This window comes from Variovorax sp. GW821-FHT09B05, assembly GCF_059418265.1.
This window is the reverse complement of sequence record NZ_JBWKPN010000001.1, coordinates 954412-973351: the sequence shown is the minus strand read 5'-3', so window position 1 is coordinate 973351 and position 18940 is coordinate 954412. Positions and strand designations below refer to the sequence as shown.

The window sequence follows — 18940 nt, the reverse complement described above, 5'->3', positions numbered from 1 at the left end:
GAGCGATGAACAAGCTGCAGGCAATCGAGGTCTTCGTGCAGGTCGTGGACACGGGCAGCTTCACGCGCGCGGCCGAGAACCTGAAGCTGCCGAAGGCGACGGTCTCGACGTTGATCCAGTCGCTCGAGTCCTCGCTGTCGGCCAAGCTGCTGCACCGGACCACGCGCAAGGTCAGCGTGACCGCCGAAGGCGCGGCCTATCACGAGCGGTGCCTGCGCATCCTGTCGGACGTGCGCGAGGCCGATGAGTCGCTGTCGCGCACGCGGCGCAGTCCCTCGGGGCGCCTGCGCGTCGATGCGCCCACGGGCCTGGCGAGCCTGGTGATCATTCCCGCCTTGCCCGAGTTCTTCGCGCGCTATCCCGACATCCATCTGGAACTCGGTTGCAGCGACCGGCCCGTGGACCTGATCGAGGAAGGCGTGGACTGCGCGGTGCGCGGCGGAGCGCTCGGCGACACGCGCCTGGTCGCGCGCCGCGTCGGGGCGATGCACTACGTCACCTGCGCCTCGCCGGCCTACATCGAGCGCCATGGCCGGCCCCTGCATCCGGACGACCTGGCGCGGCATCGCTGCGTCAACTACTTCTCCGCGCGCACGGGCGAGATGTTCCACTGGGACTTCACGCGCGGCGGCGAGCGCGTGCAGCTCGTGCTGTCCGGCCAGATCGCGCTGAACGACAGCTATGCGTACACGGCGGCGGGCCTGTCGGGGCTGGGCATCGTGCAGATGGCGAACTTCCTGCTGCGGCCCATGATCGAGGACGGCCGCTTCGTGCCCGTGCTCGAGGACTGGAGCAACGACCCGCTGCCCATTCACGTGGTCTTTCCGCAGAACCGTCACCTGTCGAACAAGGTGCGGGTATTCGTGGACTGGGTGGCGGAGCTTTTCGAGAAGCATCCGGTCATGCGACAGGGCCGAGACTCGGGCTGATTGGAAGTTTCGAAGAAAGTCTTTCAATGTCGCCGAGCCGTTGCATTGTTCGGGATGCCGAATGCTCAATTCGATGTGAGCCCGTATATCGAATGAAGTCGTCTCCATAGAATTTCCGCACCGAAAGAAGAGTCCTGGATTCCCAGGAATCAAAGTGATTCCGGTGCATATGGAGCGATCAATGACCGACATCCCCGTGGATGAAAACCAGCCCCTGGGCTATGTGCCAGACAAGGTCTGGCGTCCGAAGACCGTCCATGGCGGCCAGTTCGCCGCGATCAATCGCCCGACGTCGGGGCCTCGCTTCGAGCAAAAGCTGCCGGTGGGCAAGCATCCCTTGCAGCTCTACTCGCAGGGAACACCCAATGGGCAGAAGATCACCATCATGCTGGAGGAGTTGTTGGCCGCGGGGCACTCGGGGGCCGAGTACGACGCGTGGCTGATCGATATCTTCAAGGGCGAGCAATTCGGAAGCGGCTTCGTCGACATCAATCCGAACGCCAAGATCCCGGCGCTGGTGGACTCATCGACCGATCCGGCCATGCGCGTCTTCGAGAGCGGCTCGATCCTCGTCTATCTCGCGGAACGCTTCGGCGCGTTCCTGCCGACCGAAGCTGGTGCGCGTACTCGGACCTTCAATTGGCTGATGTGGCAGATGGGTTCGGCGCCTTTCGTGGGCGGCGGTCTCGGTCACTTCTACGCCTACGCGCCGTTCAAGATCGAATACGCGATCAACCGCTATGCGATGGAGACCAAGCGGCAGTTGCACGTGCTCGACACCCACCTCGCGTCGAACGAGTTCCTCGCGGGCGACCAGTACACGATCGCGGACATGGCGGTCTGGCCGTGGTATCCGGGCAGCCTCTACGGCGTCTACAACACCCACGAGTTCCTGGCCGTCGAGGACTACAGGCACCTGCTGCGCTGGTACGAAGCCATTGCCGCGCGGCCCGCGGTCGCACGCGGCAGGGTGGTCAACCGCACGTCGGGCGCGCCGGGCACCGTGCTGCGCGAGCGCCACGACGCCAGCGATTTCGATGCCCTGGTGCCCGCTCTCTAGTCAGTCATGAAACTCTATTACGCTCCCGGCTCCTGCGGCCTTGCTTCGCAGATCGCATTGCAGGAGGCCGGCCAGGCCTATGAACTGATCAAGGTCGACTTCAAGACCAAGACGACGGTCGAAGGCGACTACCTCCAGGTGAGCCCCAAGGGCTTCATTCCCGTCCTCCAACTGGACGACGGCGACCTCCTCACCGAAGGCGCAGTGATCCTGCAGTGGATTGCCGACCGACATCCCGAGCACCGGCTGCTTCCACCCTTCGGCACGCGGGCGCGCTACCGCGCGCTCGAGTGGCTGAACTTCGTCGCAAGCGATCTGCACAAGGGCATGGCCGTGATGTTCTCGCCGTATCTCGATGCGGCCACCAAGAAGCGATTCGCCGACGGCAACCTCACGAGCAAGTTCGCCTACATCGACGAGCACCTGTCGACCCACGACTATGTGCTGGGCGCCGATTTCTCGGTGGCCGATGCCTATCTCTACAACGTGCTGTCGTGGCCGCCGCGCGTGAATCTCGATCTCTCGGGTTATGCGGCGATCCAGCGCTTCATGGTCCGCATGGGGCAGCGCGCCAGCGTTCGCGCGGCGCTGGAAGCGGAACGCCTCGCGGCCCGTTAACTGGAAGCCGGCGGCCACAGCACCGGAAACAGCGGATGCGCCATCGGTGCGCCCGCCGCCAGCTGCTCGGCCAGCCCCGGGAAATCCGGCGAGGTCTTCCAGCGCCGCGGCGCATGCCGCATGTCGTCTCCCAGCATGCGGACCGAGAACACCCGCCGCCGCCGACCGGGCTCGAGCCCGGCCGAGGCGTGCAGCGTGAGCATGTTGAAGGCGATGGCGTCGCCCGGTTCCACGGCCCAGCCGAGGATGTCGTGGGCCGCGCGGTCGGCCTCGATATCGGGCAGGTCCGCCAGCGCGCCTTCGGGAAACCACTTGGCCTCGTTGGTCATGAAGGTGCGTGGCATCAGCCACGGCCCCTTGTGCGATCCGGCGACGAGCTCCAGCGTGGAGGCTCGCGACACCGGATCGACCGGAATCCAGAAGCTGACGTTCTGGCTGCCCTCGACGTTGTAGTAGGGTTGGTCCTGGTGCCAGGGCGTGCGCTGGCGCGTGCCTGACTCCTTGGTGAGCATGTGGTCGTGATAGAGCCGCACCTGCGTGCTCTTCGTGAGCCTGGCTGCGGCGGCCGGCAATGCCGAGCGCGAGATCACGTCCCAGTACGCCGGGATCTCCTGCCAGTTGCAGAAGTCCTCGATGAAGAAGCCCGGGTCATCGGGCCGGCTCGCCACCTTCGCGCGCACGCTCGGCGCGGCGAGGTTGGCATCGATGCCCTGGCGCAGCAGCTCGACCTCGGCCGGCCGCAGGACGCCGCGCAGCACGATGGCGCCATCGCGCGAAAACTCATCGACCTGTTGGTCCGATGGAAGCCGGTCGTCGGGTCGTGCATTCATGGGCGGTGTCTCCTTCGAGGTAGACAATGGTTGCGGGGCCGAAGGCAGTCTAGAGTGACGGCCTGGAAAACAGCCCATCCAATCGGACAAGCGATCGAGCAAGCCGGACAACATGAAGCGACCCCTTAAATCCGCCGCCGACGGGCAACCCGTGCTCTTCAAGGTCGTGCACTTGGCGCCGGGCGGCACCGCGCCGCGCGACAGCCACGAGGAAGGGCAGTTCGTGCATGCGATCTCGGGCGTGATCGAGGTCGGGATGAGCGGCCGGGTCTTCCTGGCGCCGCCGCAGTACGGCGTGTGGATTCCGCCGCGCGTCGAGCACCTGTCGAGCAACCGCCATGCGGCCAGCTACGCCACGGTCTACCTGGCCGAGGCCTTGTGCGACCTGCTGCCGAAGCGCGCCTGCACCATGGTCATCAGCCCGCTGACGCAGGCCGTGCTCGACAGCCTGCGCAGCCGCTCCATCGAGGTGCCGCACACCCCGGCCGAGCAGCGCCTGTTCGAGGTCCTGCGCGATGAACTGGCCATCGCGCCCGGCCACGACAGCTACCTGCCGATGTCGGACGACCTCCAGCTGGGCCGCGTGCTCGAGGCCTTGCAGGCGCAACCCTGGGATGGCCGCTCGCTCGCCGAATGGGCCGCCACGGTGCATTCGACCGAGCGCACGCTGGCGCGGCGCTGCGAGCGCGACCTGCAGATGCCGTTCAGCGAGTGGCGCCAGCGCCTCAAGGTGATTCGCGGGATCGCCCTGCTGGAGGCGGGGCGCGCGGTGAAGGACGTCGCGATCGAGCTGGGCTACGGCTCGCCCTCGGCCTTCATCGCCATGTTCTGCAAGCAGATCGGCATGACGCCGCAGGCGTACATCCGGCAGAAGGGGCGCTGATCGCGCTGACGGCGGCGAGCCATGCTCACCATGCGAGCTGCAATCGCGAGGGCCGTGCCTCGCCGGGTTCGTAGTCGCGCGGTGGCGCGCGGCGCTCGTCGACTCCCGCATCGACGAAGTCGCTCAGCACGTCGTCGCGCAAGCGGATGAAGGCCGGATCGCTGCGGTTGCGCGGATGCGGCAGGTCCACCGCCACGGTGCGGCGGATGCGCCCCGGCGAGGGCTGCATCACCACCACGCGGTCGCCGAGGAACACGGCCTCCTCCACGTCGTGCGTCACCAGCAGCATGGTGATGCGCTCCTTCTGCCAGATGCGCTGCAGTTCGTTCTGCAGCCGTGCGCGCGTGAGCGCGTCGAGCGCGCCGAAGGGCTCGTCGAGCAGCAGCACGCGCGGCCGGTTGACCAGGCCGCGCGCGATGGCCACGCGCTGCGCCATGCCGCCCGAGATCTGGTGCGGCCACGATTTCTCGAAACCGCCGAGGCCGACCAGCGCCACGTGCTCGGCCACCAGCTCGGCCTTCTGCTTCGCGCCGAGCGACGCGTTGCGCAGGCCCACGGCGATGTTCTGCTCGACCGTGAGCCACGGGAACAGCCGGTGGTCCTGGAACACGATGCCGCGCTCGCGGCCGGTGCCCGCGATCGGCTGGCCGCCGAGCAGGATCTGGCCCTCGTACTGGTCGTCGAGCCCGAGGACCAGCCGCAGCAGCGTCGACTTGCCGCAGCCGCTCGCGCCCACGATGCTGGTGAAGCTGCCCGGCGGCACATGCAGGTCGATGTTCTCGAGCACCTGCAGTTCGCCGCCGCGCGCCTGTGCCTGCGCGTAGCGCTTGCCGAGGTCGCGGATGTCGAGTTCGTTCGATGCGATGGAGGTGCTCATGGTGCGGAGAGGAAGAGGTGTCAGGCCCGGCCGGTCCAGCGTGCCAGCCGGCGTTCGAGTGCACGCGCCGAGGCATTCATCAGCCAGCCGACCAGGCCGATGACGAACATGCCGAAGATCACCAGGTCCATCTGGAAATGCTCGCTGCCCTCGATCAGCGTGTTGCCGATGCCCTTGCCGGCCACCAGCAGGTATTCGGCGCCGATGGTCGCGAGCCAGGAATAGATGAGCGCGAGGTACACGCCCGTGAAGATGGCGGGCAGCGCGGCCGGCAGCACCACCTGCGTGAGCGTCTGCCAGCGCGTGAAGCCGTAGACGCGCGCCACCTCGAGCAGCGCGGGCGGCACGGTGCGGATGCCGTCGCAGGTGTTGACCACCACCGGCACCAGCGCGGCCAGCGAGAGGAACACCACCTTGGCCACGTCGCCGAGGCCGAACCAGACCGAGATCAGCGGAATCCACGCGAACAGCGAGATCTGCTTGAAGGTGTTGAAGCTCGGGCCGACGATGCGGTTGAACAGCGGCCACAGGCCCAGCAGCGCGCCGAGCACCAGGCCCGAGGCGGTGCCGATCAGGAAGCCCGTGGCCTCGCGCGCGAGGCTGGCGCTTAGCGCGCGCCACAGACGGCCGCTGACGATCTGGTCGGCGGCGGTCGCGAGCACCTTCTGCGGCGAGACCAGCAGCGCCGAATTGACCACGTCGAGCCACGACAGCAATGCCCACAGCGCGATCGCCACGGCGGGCAGCACCAGGCCGCGCCAGCGGCTGCGATCGACGGGCCGCAACGGCTGCACCGCGTCGCGCGACAGCGAGGCGGGCCCGCTCATCGCGCGGCACCGCCCGGGCGGTGCCGGTGCAGCGTGTTCTCTAGCCGCTCGAGCAGGCGGTCGATGGCCCAGCCGATCGCGCCCACGACCACCACGGCGGCCATCACCAGGTCGAGCTGGAACAGCTGGCGGCCATAGACGATCAGGTAGCCCAGCCCCTCGCTCGAGGCGACCAGCTCGACCACCACCAGCGACAGCCAGGCCTTGGTGAAGCCCAGCCGCACGCCCGTGAACAGCGTGGGCACGGCATGCGGCAGCACGATCTCCAGCACCTGCTGGCGCCGGCTGTAGCCGTAGACCTCGCCGACCTCGCGCAGCGACCGCGGCGTCTGCCGGAAGCCCTGCAGCGTGTTGAGCGCCACCGGCACCAGCGCCGCCTTGGCGATCAGGATGTACTTGAGCGGCTCGCCGATGCCCACGATCAGCAGCACGAAGGGCAGCCAGGCCAGCACCGGGATCTGCACCAGTGCATTGAAGCTGGGCAGCAGGTAGGCCTCGACGCGGCGCGACAGGCCCATGGCCGTGCCCAGCAGCAGCCCGAGCAGCGTGCCGATCGCGAAGCCCACGCCCACGCGCGCGAAACTGGTGCTCACGTGCAGCCACAGGTCGCCGCTGGTCGCGAGGTCGCGCAGCGTCTCGGCCACGAACTCGGGCGGCGGCAGCACCTGCGGCGAGATCCAGCCCTGGCCGGCACCCACGAACCACAGCGCGAGCAATGCGGCGGGCAGCAGCCAGGGCAGGGCGGCGTCGCCGAGGCGGCGCCATGGCAACGAGAGGCGCAGCGGCGCGGCCTCGTCGCGCTGCAGGACCGCCGACAGTTCGGCTTCGGCGCTCATCGCGACGCGACCGCGGGCCCGCCCTTCGGCCGGCCCTTCGCGTCGGAAGCGGTCCAGTAGCCCTCGAGGCCCTGCTTCTTGAGCGCGGCCTTGAGGTAGCGCGTGTCGAACCAGTCGTCGACCGTGACCTCGCGGCGGATCAGCTTGAGCTTGAGTGCGTCGCCGACCACGGCCTTGTAGCGCGCCACGATGAAGTCGTCGGCCAGCGGCGAGTTGCGCTGCGCCAGCGGCTGCTTGTCGAACTCGGCGGTCCACGAGGCGACCGGCGTGCCGCTGCGGGCCCAGATGCGGAACAGCTCGTCGCGGTTCTTCTCTTCCGACGACCAGTGCGCGGCGCGCACGAACACGTCGACCACGCGCTGCACCTCGGCGGGGTTGGCCTGTTCGAACTCGCTGCGCACCAGCAGCGCGGCCTGGCGCGTGAGCGCCGGATCGCGGCCCTGGGTGGAATAGACCACCTTCGCGAGCCCCTGGTCGCGCACCTTGAACCATTCGTAGCCGCCGAAGGCCGCGTCCACGCCGTTCGAGACCAGCGCCGCCTGCGCGCTGCCGGTGTCGAGGTTCACGCCCTTGATGTCGCGCTCGGCCAGCCCGTCGGCCGCCAGCACGTTGATCGCGACCAGGTGGCCGTTGGTGCCGCGGAAGATCGACACCGTGCGGCCCTTGAGGTCCTTGATCGACTGGATGTTCGATTGCGTCGGCGTGACCAGGTAGAGGTTGTTGCGCGCGCCGCTGACCAGCAGCACCCTGGTCTTGAGGCCGTTCGAGCGCCCGACGATCGAGGGCAGGTCGCCCTGGTAGGCGAAGTCGATCTGCTTGTTCGACAGCGCCTCGTTCACGGCCGGGCCCGCGCCCTTGAAGAACAGCCACTCGACCTTGATGCCCGAGGCCTTGAACTCCTCCTCGAGCCAGTTGTTGGCGCGCGCCACGCCGCCGGGCGAGCCGCCCCAGGTGACGGGATCGCCGCCGCCCGCCGTGGCCACGCCGATGCGGATAGTGTCGGGCGCGGCCTGCGCCGAGGCCGCGAGGGCGATGGCCAGCAGCGCGGTCCAGCGCAGCAGATGCCGCACGGGCTTCATGGCGTGCCTTTCTTCGCGGCCATCTTGCGGCCGACCTCGGTGCCTTCGAAGAAGCGCGGGTTGGCCTCGGTGTAGAAGCGGTGCGGGTTCTCGAACACGAAGGCCCGGAAGTCGGCCGCCGAGATCACGCCCTGCTGCACCAGGTCCCAGGTCTCGGCCAGCGGTTCGGTGAACTCGGGCACGTCCCAGTGGCCCACGTCGGACGACCAGATCGCGTTGATCTTCACGCCCAGCGGGTTCACCTTGTCGTTGAAGGCCGCGGCCACGGTGCGGTCGTCGGCTTCCGAGCCGAAGTAGAAGTTGTTCACCCAGCGGTCGCGGATGTCCTCGATCTTCTCGATGCCCGCGAGCGCGAAGTCGTCGATCTCGCTCTCGTTCGGCTCGCGGCTGTGCGGCAGCGCCGAGATGCCCAGGCTGTCGCGCAGCAGCGTGGCCTTGTCGAGCGTGCGGCCCTTGACGAAGTCGCCGCCGTAGCGCTCGAACAGCGAGGCCAGCAGCTCGATGTCGGCCTCTGCCGGGTCGTAGTTGCGTACCGCATGCCGGTTGCGTTTCTCCCAGCGGTCCACCAGGTGCGTGTAGACGTGCGAACCCCAGTCCGCGCCGCCTTCGAGCAGGCCCACCCGCAGCCCCGGAAAGCGCCGCGTCACGCCGCCGAAGAACAGCGCCTTGGCGAAGGCCTGCGAGCCATCGGCGAAGTGGCCGATGTGGTTGTTCATGTAGTTGCTGATCGACTGCCGGCCGGTCCAGCCCTGGCTGCCGTAGTGCGTGGTCACCGGCACGCCGAGTTCCACCACCTTGGCCCAGAAGGGGTCGTAGTCGTGCTCGCTGTCGATGCCGTAGAAGTCGATGTAGCCGACCTGCCTGGCGATCTCGGGATGCTCGACGGCCGGGTACTTCTCGGCGATGGCGCGGATCGGGCGGCGCACGCCGCCCGCGATGTTGATGACCTTCAGGCCCAGCGTCTTGACCGCGAACTCCAGTTCCTCGATGCCCTCCTGCGGCGAGTGCAGCGGAATGCCCGCCACCGGCGTCAGCCGGTCGGCATAGGGCCGGTACTGGTCGGCGTGGAAGTGGTTGATGGCGCGGTGCAGCGGCTGGCGGTACTCGCTGCCGGCCGCGGCCGGCGAGAGCACGTCGTTGGGGAACAGGATCGAGTAGTCCGAGCCCTGCTCGCCCAGGCGCTCGTGCAGCAGCGCGGGCAGCGTGTAGGTCGCGAGGTCGTAGGTGTTGCGCGTGACGCGGGCCCACCAGGGCGCGCGCAGCGTGCGGTGGAACTGGCGTTCCTCGGCCGACTGCTGGTACCAGTCCTTGCCGCCGCCGTTGCGCGTGACGAAGCGCCCGCCGAGCGCCTTGCGCAGCGCGTCGACCAGCTTGTTGCCGCCGTACTGCGCCACGTAGTCCTCGAGCACGGGCGCGAAGTCGTTGACGTGCACGTCGGTGTCGATCACCGGATGGTCGAGGCCGGCCTTCACGGCGGCCGAGCGCGAGGCATGCACGCGCTGGAGTCGGTCGTTCATCTGCGGGGTCCTTGCTGAAAGAGGATCGACGCAGACTAAGGTGGCCGCCGGTGGCGGGCCAACGAAGGCTTTCAGGGATGCTTAGCCGTCGTTCGCATAAGGCCGGATCACGCCGCGGGCGCCGTGCGATCGGCGATGGCCTCGAAGAAGGAAGCGATGAGCCGGCTGTCGCGCCGCTCGCGCAGGCAACACACGTGGATGTGGGTCGAGACCACGTCGCCCTCGATGCGCACCGGCCGCAGGCGCGGGTCGGGCACGTACTCGGATTCCGAGACCGTGCCGATGCCCAGCCCGCGCGCGACGGCCTCGCGCAGCGCCTCGCGGCTGCCGATCTCCATCGCGACCTGCACCGCGATGCCCTGCTTGGCGAGCGCGTCCTCGAGTGCCTTGCGCGTGGTCGAGCCCGGCTCGCGCATCAGCAGCGGCTGGCCCGAGAGTTCGCGCAGCGCGATCGCCTCGCGCTTGGCGAACGGATGGCCGACATGGACGAAGGCGATCACCGGGTAGCGCGCATAGAGCTGCATGTGATAGCGCTCGTCGGGAAAGCGGCTCGCCACCACGCCCACGTCGCTCACGTAGCGGTCGAGCGCGTCGAGCACCACCTCGGAGTTGCCCAGCGTGACCGAGATCTTGATGCGCGGATGCACCGCGTGGTAGGCCTCGATCATCTCGGTGACGTGGTACGGGCCGACCGCGCCGACCTTCAGCGAACCGTGGCGCAGCTTGCCGCTGTCGTCGAGCAGCGAGCTCATGTCGCCCTCGAGCGCGATCATGCGCCGCGCCAGCGGCAGCATCTCGAGGCCGAGCGCGGACAGCTCGACGCGGCGCCCGCGCCGGTGGAACAGCTCGGCGCCGTACTCGAGCTCCATCATCTGGATCTGCGAGTTGAGCGTGCTGTGGCTCATGCCCAGCGTGCGCGCCGCAGCCGTGAATCCGCCGTCGTGGGCGACCGCGACGAAGGCGCGGATCTGGTTGAGCGTCACTGCGGGTCTCCGGGATCGGTGGGTCGTTGCGAAACGCACCATGATGCCGGCCGATCGTGATGGCCTCGTGTAAGTGTGCCGTCGTGCGGCGGCACCTTGCACTACGAGGCGGCGACGCCCATCGCCGGATCGCTGGTGCCGTCCTGGCCGGTCTCGAGCCGGCCGGCGAAGCGCCGCTCGAAGCCATCGCCCATGGTCAGCGTGAAGTCGTACCAGCTGTGGGTGCCGGCGAGGCTCCACGAGGGCTCGAGCTGCATGCCCGGCGACACGGTGTAGGTCCACGGGCCGTCGCCGCGATAGGCGTTGGCGCGCACCGTCACCGCGGCCGGGGCCTCGCCCATGTTCATGATGGTGAGGCGGACCGCGTTGCGCTCGGGGTCGTAGCACACGCGCACCTCGGGGTTGGCCGCGCCGGCCAGCGCGCCGAGCTGGCCCTTGAAGCGCCGGTGATAGCCGTTCGGCCCGAGCACCCAGAGGCTGTAGCGGCCCGCGTCGTCGGTGCTGGCCTGCCAGGCGTCGGAGATCATCTTGCCGGCCTCGACGGTGTAGCGCCGCGGATAGCGCGCGAGGTTGAGTTCGTCGTAGACGTGGAACACCGCGCCCTGCGTGCCCGTGTTGCTGAAGCTGAGCCACACGCGGCGGCCCGCGAGGTCGACATTGGCGCTGGTGTGCAGGCGGTAGGGCAGCGCGCGCGAGGGGCGCAGCGCCAGCGCCTGCGAGGGCAGCGGCACCGAGCCCGCGGCGGGCACGGGCACGCCCGGCGATGCCACCTGCTGCGAGTAGGTGGCATCGGCCTGCGCGCGCGTGGGCGCGGGCGCCAGCGCGGGCCGGGCGCCGTTGGGGTTGCGGAAGTCGAAGCAGGACATCAGGTCGCCGAACACCGCGCGCCGCCACGGGCTGATGTTGGTCTCGCGCACGCCGAAGCGCTGTTCGAGGAAGCGCAGGGTCGAGGTGTGGTCGAAGGCCTGCGAGTTGACCCAGCCGCCCACGCTCCACGGCGAGATCACGAGCATCGGCAGCCGCGAGCTGGCGCCGAAGGGGCGGCCGTCGGGCGTGCGCTGGCTCGAGTCGCCGGCCGGCGCCGACATGGTGTAGTACTCGTTCGCGATGTCCACCGTCGACTTGCCCTCGTGGCTGCCGTCGGCGTTGCGCCAGGGCGGTGCCGGCGGCGGCACGTGGTCGAAGAAGCAGTCGTTCTCGTCGAAGTTGATGATCAGCACCGTCTTGCTCCAGACCTCCGGGTTGGCGGTCAGCATGTCGAGCAAGGTCTGGATGTACCAGGCGCCCTGCTGCGGCACCGACATGCTCGGATGCTCGCTGTAGGCGCCGGGCGCGACGATCCAGCTTACCTGCGGCAGCGTGCCCGCGGCGATGTCGTCGGCCACGGCCTGCAGGAAGCCGCCGTCGGGCATGGTGTTGCCGAAGCCCTTGTAGAGCGGCGACAGCGCTTCCATCGCCGGGCCGTAGGCCGCGTTGGGCGAACCCTGCGCGCGCAGTTGCTCGTCGACCGCGCGGTAGGACGCGAAGGCGACCAACTGGTTGTTGTTGCTGTTGTTGCCGGGGCGCGTGTAGACCTTCCAATTGACGCCGGCCGCCTGCAGGCGCTCGGGGTAGGTGGTCCAGTTCAGGCCGTCGCCCGAGGGGCCGAGGCCGCCCCAGTTGGCGTTGGTGACGCAGGCGCGGCCGACGACGTTGGCGCCGTTGGTGCCGCTCCACAGGAACATGCGGTTGGTGAAGGTGCCGGTGTGGATCGACGTGTGGTACGCGTCGCAGACCGTGAAGGCATCGGCCAGCGCCCAGTGGAACGGCAGGTCGGACTGGCGCAGGTGGCCCATCGAGATCTTGGTGTTCTTGGCCTTCGGCCAGGCCGCCATGCGCCCGCCGTCCCAGGCCGCCTGCTGGTCGCCCCAGTCGTGCGCGCCGCCCACGCGCAGCGCGTTGCCCTTGGTGGCGTCGAGGTAGAAGGGTTGCACCGTGTCGGCCGCGCCCTGCTGCAGCCACACCGGCTGGCCCGAGGCCATCGGGATCGTGAAGCGGTCGCTGAAGCCGCGCACGCCGGGCATGGTGCCGAAGTAGTGGTCGAAGGAGCGGTTCTCCTGCATCAGGATGATGACGTGCTCGACGTCGTTGAGCGTGCCCGTCGCGTTGTGGGCGGGAATGGCCAGCGCACGCTGGATGGCGGGCGGGAAGGGCCCGAGGGCGGCACTGGCCGCGGCGGCGCGCAGCAGGGCGCGGCGGTTCAAGGTGGTCATGGTGATCGGCAATGAGAGTGACTGGCCGGACGCGTGCGCTCAGGGCGCGCAATCGAGCCTGGAATTCCGGACGGGGACGTCGGCGCCGGATTCGGCGCCGTTGCCGGGCGCCGAGACGATCGGCACCTGGGGCGCGGCGGCGCCATCGCCGCTCGCATTGGCCGCGGGCGGCGCGGCGAACGGGGCGCCCGATCCGCCGCCACCGCCGCAGGCGGCGAGCAGCGCACCCGCGGCGCAGGCCAGGGCGAGCGCCTTCGCGGCGGCGCGCCATCCGGGGAAGAACTTGGATGTCATCGCGCTTCCCTTCAGTTGGCCGACAGCGTCGACAGCGGCTTGTTCGACAGGAAGATCGACTGCAGCTCGGCATCGGTCAGCACGCGGTTCCACAGCGCGAGGTCGCCGAAATGCTCCTGGTAGGTCGGCGCGGTCGCGCACTTGCCCGCGACGTACGGCGGCGTGACGGAGCCATTGCACTTGTTCATCAGGAAGGTGCCGGTGCCGTCGTCGCCGATGCCCCAGTGCGGGTACGGCGAGAGCTTCGAGAGGTCCACGGCGCCGGTCGACTTGCCCACCGCCACGCGGTTGGTGGTGCTGGTCACGGGATCGAACACGGTCATGTTCATCGTCTTGGCCACGCCGTCGACCGAGAACGCGATGTAGACCCAGCGGTCGATGGCGATCTGCGTGTAGGGGCTGGTCGGCCCGTCCGCGCGCACGCCGCCACCCGAGCCGATGTTGAAGGCCACGCCGCACTGGTCGCCCGAACTCGCGAACAGGCCGAGCGCGACGCCCGCGTTGCCGCCGCTGACATAGCTCTTGTTGGAGAGGATGGTCACGTTGTTCTTCGAGACGCAGACGGGCGTCTTGAACCACAGGCCGATGGTGAACTGCGGCGCCGTGCCCTTGGCGATGTCGAAGCCCTCGGCCGGCGTGAGCCGGTAGCCTTCGATCCCGGCGGTGGTGACGAAGTTGGTGTCGATCAGCAGGCCGTGCGTGCCCGGGAACGGACCCGGCACAACCAGGCCTGCCGCCGCGGGCAGGTCGCTCGCGGCCGGGCCCATGGTGCTGTGGCCCATGGCGTCGATCGGCGGCAGCGTGGCGCTGAACGGGTAGTAGGAGACCAGGCCGTTCTTCAGCGTCGGCGCCAGCGGCACGGGCGGCACGTACGACACGCGCGGCGAGAGCACGGCCCGCGCGGCCGCGTCGTCGCCGTCGCCGGCCTGCACCGTGTAGTCGAACTGGTAGCTGCCCTTGGCCGTCAGCACCTGCGCGAGCTGGTTGTCGGTAAAGGTGGTGGTGCCGGCCGGCAGCTTCGACGCGATGGGCTGGCCGTCGCGCAGCACCGTGATCGCGCCGGTCGAAGGCGCCACCCAGTCGAGCTTCACGCTCACGGTGGCGGAGTTGTTGTCGAGCACCGAGGCCGTGAGCCGCGACACGGGCTGCGCGCCGGTGAGCCGGCCGCCGTCCATCGGGGATGCCTTCGCGTCGGGCAGCGCCTTCAGGTGGCCGAGCACGGTCGGCGCCACGTCGGCGATGCTGGCGTAGCCGTAGAGCTCGGCCAGCGTCTGCGGCAGCGCCGCGCCGATGCCCTGTGCCGCGATGTTGGCGGGCTGGTTCAGGCCGATGAAGGTGCTCGACTCGGGCACCAGCGGCAGGCCATCGTCCTGGCTGTTGGCGCTGAGGCCGTGGTTGCCGGTGATCACGACCAGCCAGCGTTCGTTGGCGCGCTTCGCGGTGGCCGCGAGCAGCGTGCCGACCGCCTTGTCGAGCGTGGCCAGCGTGCCCGCGTACTGGGGAGAGGCGAGACCGAAGTCGAGCGCCGCGTCCTTGCTCGCGCGGTATTGCGCGAGCACGGTGGCGTAGTCGCCGCCGATGAATTGCGTGGCCTGCGTGGTCACGCAGTCGGTGGCGGTCGCATCCTTCGAGCAGTCGGCCAGCGCATCGAGCGTGCCGCTGTCGTGGTCGGAGGCCAGCAACTGGGCCAGGCCGGCCGAGGCCACGGCGGCGCCGTTGCTCGTGCCGTTCTTCGTCTTGGCCAGCTGGAACACGGTGGCGCCGCGGATCGCCTGCTTCGGCGCTTCCGACATCACCTGGTGGCGCGCGGCCCAGGTGCCGGTCAGCAGCGTGGCCCAGCCGGGCGTGTCGAGCGTGGGCTGCTGGCTCGGCGTGCCGGCCATGCCGCCGCTGTAGGCCAGCCGCGGCTCGAGCTGCGCGAGGTTGGGCAGCGTGCCGGCGGCGATGCCGCTGCGCACCGCGCCGTAGGTGGCGCCATCGAGGTCGATGATCAGCGCGCGGTTCGCGGCCGGCGCCGAGGGGCCCTCGGGCGTGTCGTTACCGCCTTGCGCGGGCGGCAGGAAGGGCAGCGAGGCGCCCCCGCTGCCGCCGCCGCAGCCCGCGAGCGCGGCGACGAGCGTGGCGGCGAGTGCGAAGGCGCGCGTCGATGCGGCCCTGCGGGGGCGCGCGGATTCAGGGAAGCGGCGCGCCGGCGTGGCGCGGTCCGCGGGGGCGTGGGGTAGTTGCTCGACTGGCATGTCTATCGGCCTCTGGTGATGGAGTGGCCGAATTACAGAAGAGCGGGGTGACGTGCCAGAGACGAAAGCCCATGAGTATTTCGTTCGTCCTGTCGGCTTTTTCGTCAGATCGATCGGTGCGAGCGCGGCTCACGCTGCCTCTTCGAACTCCCCCTTGCGCAGCTTCAGCGCCACGTCGAAGAAGGAGGCGAGTACGCGGCTGTCGCGCCGCACCTGCAGGCAGTAGAGGTAGGTCTGCGTCACCGCGGGATCGCCCTCGATGCGCACGGTGCGCAGGCGCGCGTCGGGAATGAACTCGGCCTCGGAGACCGCGCCGATGCCGATGCCGCGCGCGGCCGCTTCGCGGATCGCCTCGCGGCTGCCGATCTCCATCGCGAGCTTCGGCCGCACGCCCGCGCGCGCGAAGGCTTCGTCGAGCGCGCGCCGCGTGCTGGAGCCGCTCTCGCGCTGCAGCATGGGCTGGCCGTGCAGTTCCTCGAGCCGGATCTCGCCGCGCCTGGCGAACGGATGGTCGCGGTGCACGAACAGGATCAGCGCATGGCGCGCATACGGCGTCGCGCTGAAGCCCGGCGCCTCGTGGAAGCGCGCGAGCACGCCGATGTCGACCGCGTATTCCTCGAGGTCCTTGAACACCGACGACGAATTGCCCATGCGGATCGAGACGTCGAGCCGTGGATAGCGCCGGCGGTAGGCGTCGACCATCTCGATCACGTGGAAAGGGCCGACCGCGCCGAGCTTGAGCTCGCCCGACTGCAGGTCGCCGCTGTCGTGCAGCAGGTTGTACGAATCGAGCTCGAGCGCGGCGATCTGGCGCGCGATGGGCAGCAGGCGCTCGCCGACGCTGGTGAGCTCGATGCGGTGACCCTGGCGGTGGAACAGCATCACCTTGTGCTGGCGCTCCAGCGCCTGGACCTGGGTGGTCAGCGTGGGCTGGCTCAGGCCCACGGCGCGCGCGGCGGCGCTGAAGCTGCCGTGCTGGGCGACGGCGAGGAAGGCGCGGAGTTTGGCAGCGGACATCCATAGATTGTTTGAATGGAATCGTGACAAATCCGTGATCGATCTGATATGCGCCTGTCACATGGCGTTCTTAGCCTTGGGGTACTCGCAGGCCGACGCCTGCCGTTCCGGTCCCTTCCAGTCCCTTTTCCCATCCCCAACACCACCATGAACACCCTTCTTCGCCTGCGCCGCAGCCTGATCGCCCTGGCCCTCTCCGCGGTCGCCGCCCTGCCGGCCCTGGCCGCGCAACCCCTCACCATCGGGCTGATCCCGGCCGAGGACTCGCAGGCCATGATCGAGAGCAGCCGCCAGGTGCTCGACAGCCTGCAGCAGCAGCTCGGCATGCCGGTCAAGCCCTTCGTGGCGACCGACTACAACGGCGTGATCGAGGCGCTGCGTTCCAAGAAGCTCGACGTGGCCTACCTCGGCCCGTTCTCGTACGTGCTCGCGAACCAGGTCGCGGACGTGGAAGCCTTCGCGGTGGCCGTGACCAAGAAGACCGGCCAGAGCTCCTACAAGAGCGTGATCATCGCGCGCAAGGAAAGCGGCATCGCCAAGACCGCCGACCTCAAGGGCCGCAGCTTCGCCTTCGTCGACCCGACCTCGGCCTCGGGCCACCTGTTCCCCAAGTCGGGCCTGCTGCAGGCCGGCTACGACCCCGAGACCTTCTTCGGCCGCGTGATCTTCTCGGGCTCGCACGACGCCAGCATCCTGGCCGTGGCCAACAAGAAGGTCGACGCCGCCGCCGTGGCCGACCGCATCCTCGCGAGCGCCATCGCCAAGGGCCAGGTCAAGCAGGACGAGCTCGAGATCGTCTGGTCGTCGAACCCGATCCCCGAGTCGCCGATGGTCTGGCGCAAGGACCTCGATCCGGCGCTGAAGGCGAAGATCGCGAAGGCGCTGGCCAACGTGAAGGACCTGCCCTGGGGCGACCAGGGCGTGCTCAACGGTTTCCAGCCCACCACCGACGCGGCCTACAACGTGGTGCGCGACACCGCCAAGGTGCTCAAGCTCGACCTGCGGAGCATGAAGTGATCTGCATCCGGCAGCTCACCAAGCGCTACGGCGACAACGCCGTGCTGCGCGGTGTGGACCTCGATGCCGCGGCGGGCGAGTTCGTGGTGGTGCTCGGCGAATCGGGTGCCGGCAAGTCGACCCTGCTGCGCTGCGTGAACCGGCTGGCGCTGGCCGATGGCGGCGAGCTCAGGGTCGACGGCATGGACGCCGTGAACTGCGCCGACACGCGCGCGCTGCGCCAGCGCGTGGCCATGATCTTCCAGCACCACAACGTGGTGCCGCGGCTCAGCGCGCTGAAGAACGTGCTCACGGGCCGGCTCGGCGCGGTGTCGACCCTGGCCTCGGTGCTGCACTTCTTCAGCCGCGCCGACATCGCGCTGGCGCACGAATGCCTGGGCCGCGTGGGCCTCGCGCACAAGGCCCATGCGCGCACCGATTCGCTCTCGGGCGGCCAGATGCAGCGCGTGGGCATCGCGCGCGCGCTTGCGCAGCAGCCGCGGCTGATCCTGGCCGACGAGCCGGTCGCGAGCCTCGACCCGCAGACCTCGCGCAAGGTGCTGCAGTACCTGCGCGATGCCTCGCGCGATCTCGGCATCACCGTGCTGTGCAACCTGCACCAGGTCGACTACGCGCGCGAGTTCGCCGACCGCATCGTCGGCCTCTCGCAGGGCCGCGTCGTGTTCGACGGCGCGCCGCAGGCCATGGGCCCCGACGACATCGACCGCATCTACGTGCCGCAGCCCGCGGCCGATCGCAAGGAGCCCGCCGCCCCGGCGGCCGTGCCGCTGCCGCTCTTGGCGCGCACCGAAGGACACGCATGAACAACCCCTCGACCCGATACGCCTGGACCGGCCCGCTGCCCGAGAGCCGCCGCGGCTGGTTCAACCTGCTGATCGGCCTGTGCGTGGTCGGCTGGGCATTGCAATGGAGCGCCGGCGGCGCGCAGCTCAGTTGGTCCGAACTGGCAGCGGGCCTGCCGCAGATCCTCGACTTCCTGGGCCGCACCATGCCGCCCGATACCAACATCCTGAGCCGCCTGGTCGCGCCCGCGCTCGAGACCATCCAGATCGCCGTCTGGGGCACGCTGCTGGCGGTGCTGCCCGCCATTCCGCTGTCCTTCCTGGCGGCGCGCAACCTGCAGAGCCGGCGCTGGGTCTACCAGTGCACGCGCCAGGCCCTCAACGTGGTGCGCAGCATCAACGAGCTGATCCTTGCGCTGGTGTTCGTGTCGGCCGTGGGGCTCGGTCCGTTCCCCGGCGTGCTGGCGCTCGCGCTGCATGGCGCGGGCATGCTCGGCAAGTTCTTCGCCGATGCCATCGAGGAGATCGACCAGGGCCCGCTCGAGGCCCTGCGCGCCACCGGCGCGCGGCCGCTGCAGGTCATCGTGTTCGGCGTGCTGCCGCAGGTCGTCACGGCCTGGATCGCCGTCGTGCTGTACCGCTTCGAGGTGAACCTGCGCTCGGCCACCGTGCTGGGCATGGTGGGCGCGGGCGGGCTGGGCTTCGAGCTGGTGAGCAGCCTCAAGCTGTTCCGCTACCAGGAGACCGCCACCTGCATCATCGTGATCACCGTGATGGTGATCGTGGCCGACCTGCTCTCTAGCCAATTGCGCCACCGCATCCAGCACAGCGGCCGGCACTGAAGGCCGCGCGGATCTTTTCTCTTGAGCGCCCGGCTGCATGACGCGGCCGTGGCGCGAGCT

At 69.2% G+C, this 18940-nt stretch carries 18 protein-coding genes; 7 read left to right on the top strand and 11 right to left on the bottom strand.

Annotation, left to right across the window (positions count from 1 at the left end):
* Positions 1-5: 5 nt before the first annotated feature.
* The 3 genes from AC07RM_RS04205 (at position 6) to gstA (ending at position 2607) form a co-directional block, all read left to right on the top strand.
* Positions 6-929 carry a LysR family transcriptional regulator gene (locus tag AC07RM_RS04205; protein WP_495333235.1) on the top strand — a complete coding sequence of 308 codons (924 nt, stop codon included), beginning with the start codon at positions 6-8 and terminating at the stop codon, positions 927-929.
* A 181-nt stretch (positions 930-1110) separates the two neighbouring features.
* Positions 1111-1989 (top strand): glutathione-dependent disulfide-bond oxidoreductase, encoded by an 879-nt coding sequence (yghU, locus tag AC07RM_RS04200; RefSeq protein WP_495333233.1) that lies wholly within the window; start codon positions 1111-1113, stop codon positions 1987-1989.
* 6 nt (positions 1990-1995) lie between these two features.
* Positions 1996-2607 (top strand): glutathione transferase GstA, encoded by a 612-nt coding sequence (gene gstA / locus AC07RM_RS04195; protein ID WP_495333231.1) that lies wholly within the window; start codon positions 1996-1998, stop codon positions 2605-2607.
* Here gstA and AC07RM_RS04190 read toward each other — a convergent pair.
* The gene (locus AC07RM_RS04190) at positions 2604-3437 is read right to left on the bottom strand and encodes a phytanoyl-CoA dioxygenase family protein (RefSeq protein ID WP_495333229.1); all 834 of its coding nucleotides are present in this window, start codon (positions 3435-3437) and stop codon (positions 2604-2606) included. The two genes, gstA and AC07RM_RS04190, sit on opposite strands and share 4 nt — an antisense overlap.
* 112 nt (positions 3438-3549) lie before the next feature.
* Between AC07RM_RS04190 and AC07RM_RS04185 the strand changes: the two genes are divergently transcribed.
* Positions 3550-4320, top strand: coding sequence for an AraC family transcriptional regulator (locus AC07RM_RS04185; protein WP_495333227.1), 771 nt, complete (start codon positions 3550-3552; stop codon positions 4318-4320).
* 25 nt (positions 4321-4345) lie between these two features.
* Here AC07RM_RS04185 and AC07RM_RS04180 read toward each other — a convergent pair whose 3' ends face one another.
* From AC07RM_RS04180 to AC07RM_RS04135, 10 genes are all read right to left on the bottom strand, one after another.
* Positions 4346-5197, bottom strand: a complete 852-nt coding sequence (locus AC07RM_RS04180; protein ID WP_495333225.1) for an ABC transporter ATP-binding protein — start codon at positions 5195-5197, stop codon at positions 4346-4348.
* Positions 5198-5217: 20 nt separating this feature from the next.
* Entirely contained in the window at positions 5218-6024 is an 807-nt protein-coding gene (locus AC07RM_RS04175) for an ABC transporter permease (protein WP_495333223.1), read from the bottom strand.
* Positions 6021-6860 carry an ABC transporter permease gene (locus tag AC07RM_RS04170; protein ID WP_495333221.1) on the bottom strand — a complete coding sequence of 280 codons (840 nt, stop codon included), beginning with the start codon at positions 6858-6860 and terminating at the stop codon, positions 6021-6023. The genes AC07RM_RS04175 and AC07RM_RS04170 overlap by 4 nt, the downstream gene beginning before the upstream one ends.
* Positions 6857-7939 (bottom strand): ABC transporter substrate-binding protein, encoded by a 1083-nt coding sequence (locus AC07RM_RS04165; RefSeq protein WP_495333219.1) that lies wholly within the window; start codon positions 7937-7939, stop codon positions 6857-6859. The genes AC07RM_RS04170 and AC07RM_RS04165 overlap by 4 nt, the downstream gene beginning before the upstream one ends.
* The gene (locus AC07RM_RS04160; RefSeq protein ID WP_495333217.1) at positions 7936-9456 is read right to left on the bottom strand and encodes an amidohydrolase family protein; all 1521 of its coding nucleotides are present in this window, start codon (positions 9454-9456) and stop codon (positions 7936-7938) included. The genes AC07RM_RS04165 and AC07RM_RS04160 overlap by 4 nt, the downstream gene beginning before the upstream one ends.
* A gap of 107 nt (positions 9457-9563) precedes the next feature.
* Positions 9564-10439, bottom strand: coding sequence for a LysR substrate-binding domain-containing protein (locus tag AC07RM_RS04155; RefSeq protein WP_495333215.1), 876 nt, complete (start codon positions 10437-10439; stop codon positions 9564-9566).
* Positions 10440-10540: 101 nt separating this feature from the next.
* Complete coding sequence (locus AC07RM_RS04150; protein WP_495333213.1) at positions 10541-12691, bottom strand: phosphocholine-specific phospholipase C; 2151 nt, start codon at positions 12689-12691, stop codon at positions 10541-10543.
* Between the two features lie 39 nt (positions 12692-12730).
* Positions 12731-12985 carry a hypothetical protein gene (locus tag AC07RM_RS04145; protein WP_495333211.1) on the bottom strand — a complete coding sequence of 85 codons (255 nt, stop codon included), beginning with the start codon at positions 12983-12985 and terminating at the stop codon, positions 12731-12733.
* A gap of 11 nt (positions 12986-12996) precedes the next feature.
* On the bottom strand, positions 12997-15222 hold the full coding sequence (locus AC07RM_RS04140) for a hypothetical protein (protein WP_495333209.1): 2226 nt from the start codon (positions 15220-15222) through the stop codon (positions 12997-12999).
* A 129-nt stretch (positions 15223-15351) separates the two neighbouring features.
* Positions 15352-16239, bottom strand: a complete 888-nt coding sequence (locus tag AC07RM_RS04135) for a LysR substrate-binding domain-containing protein (RefSeq protein ID WP_490878809.1) — start codon at positions 16237-16239, stop codon at positions 15352-15354.
* Between the two features lie 147 nt (positions 16240-16386).
* Here AC07RM_RS04135 and phnD point away from each other — a divergent pair, with 147 nt between their 5' ends.
* Genes phnD through phnE form a run of 3 tightly spaced genes read left to right on the top strand, consistent with a single transcriptional unit; the run spans position 16387 to position 18880 of the window.
* The gene (gene phnD / locus AC07RM_RS04130) at positions 16387-17256 is read left to right on the top strand and encodes a phosphonate ABC transporter substrate-binding protein (protein ID WP_431514489.1); all 870 of its coding nucleotides are present in this window, start codon (positions 16387-16389) and stop codon (positions 17254-17256) included.
* Positions 17253-18059 carry a phosphonate ABC transporter ATP-binding protein gene (phnC, locus tag AC07RM_RS04125; protein ID WP_495333206.1) on the top strand — a complete coding sequence of 269 codons (807 nt, stop codon included), beginning with the start codon at positions 17253-17255 and terminating at the stop codon, positions 18057-18059. Before phnD ends, phnC begins: the two co-directional genes overlap by 4 nt.
* A complete protein-coding gene (gene phnE, locus AC07RM_RS04120; RefSeq protein WP_495333204.1) occupies positions 18056-18880 on the top strand; it encodes a phosphonate ABC transporter, permease protein PhnE in 825 nt (274 codons plus the stop codon). The genes phnC and phnE overlap by 4 nt, the downstream gene beginning before the upstream one ends.
* Positions 18881-18940 lie beyond the last annotated feature (60 nt).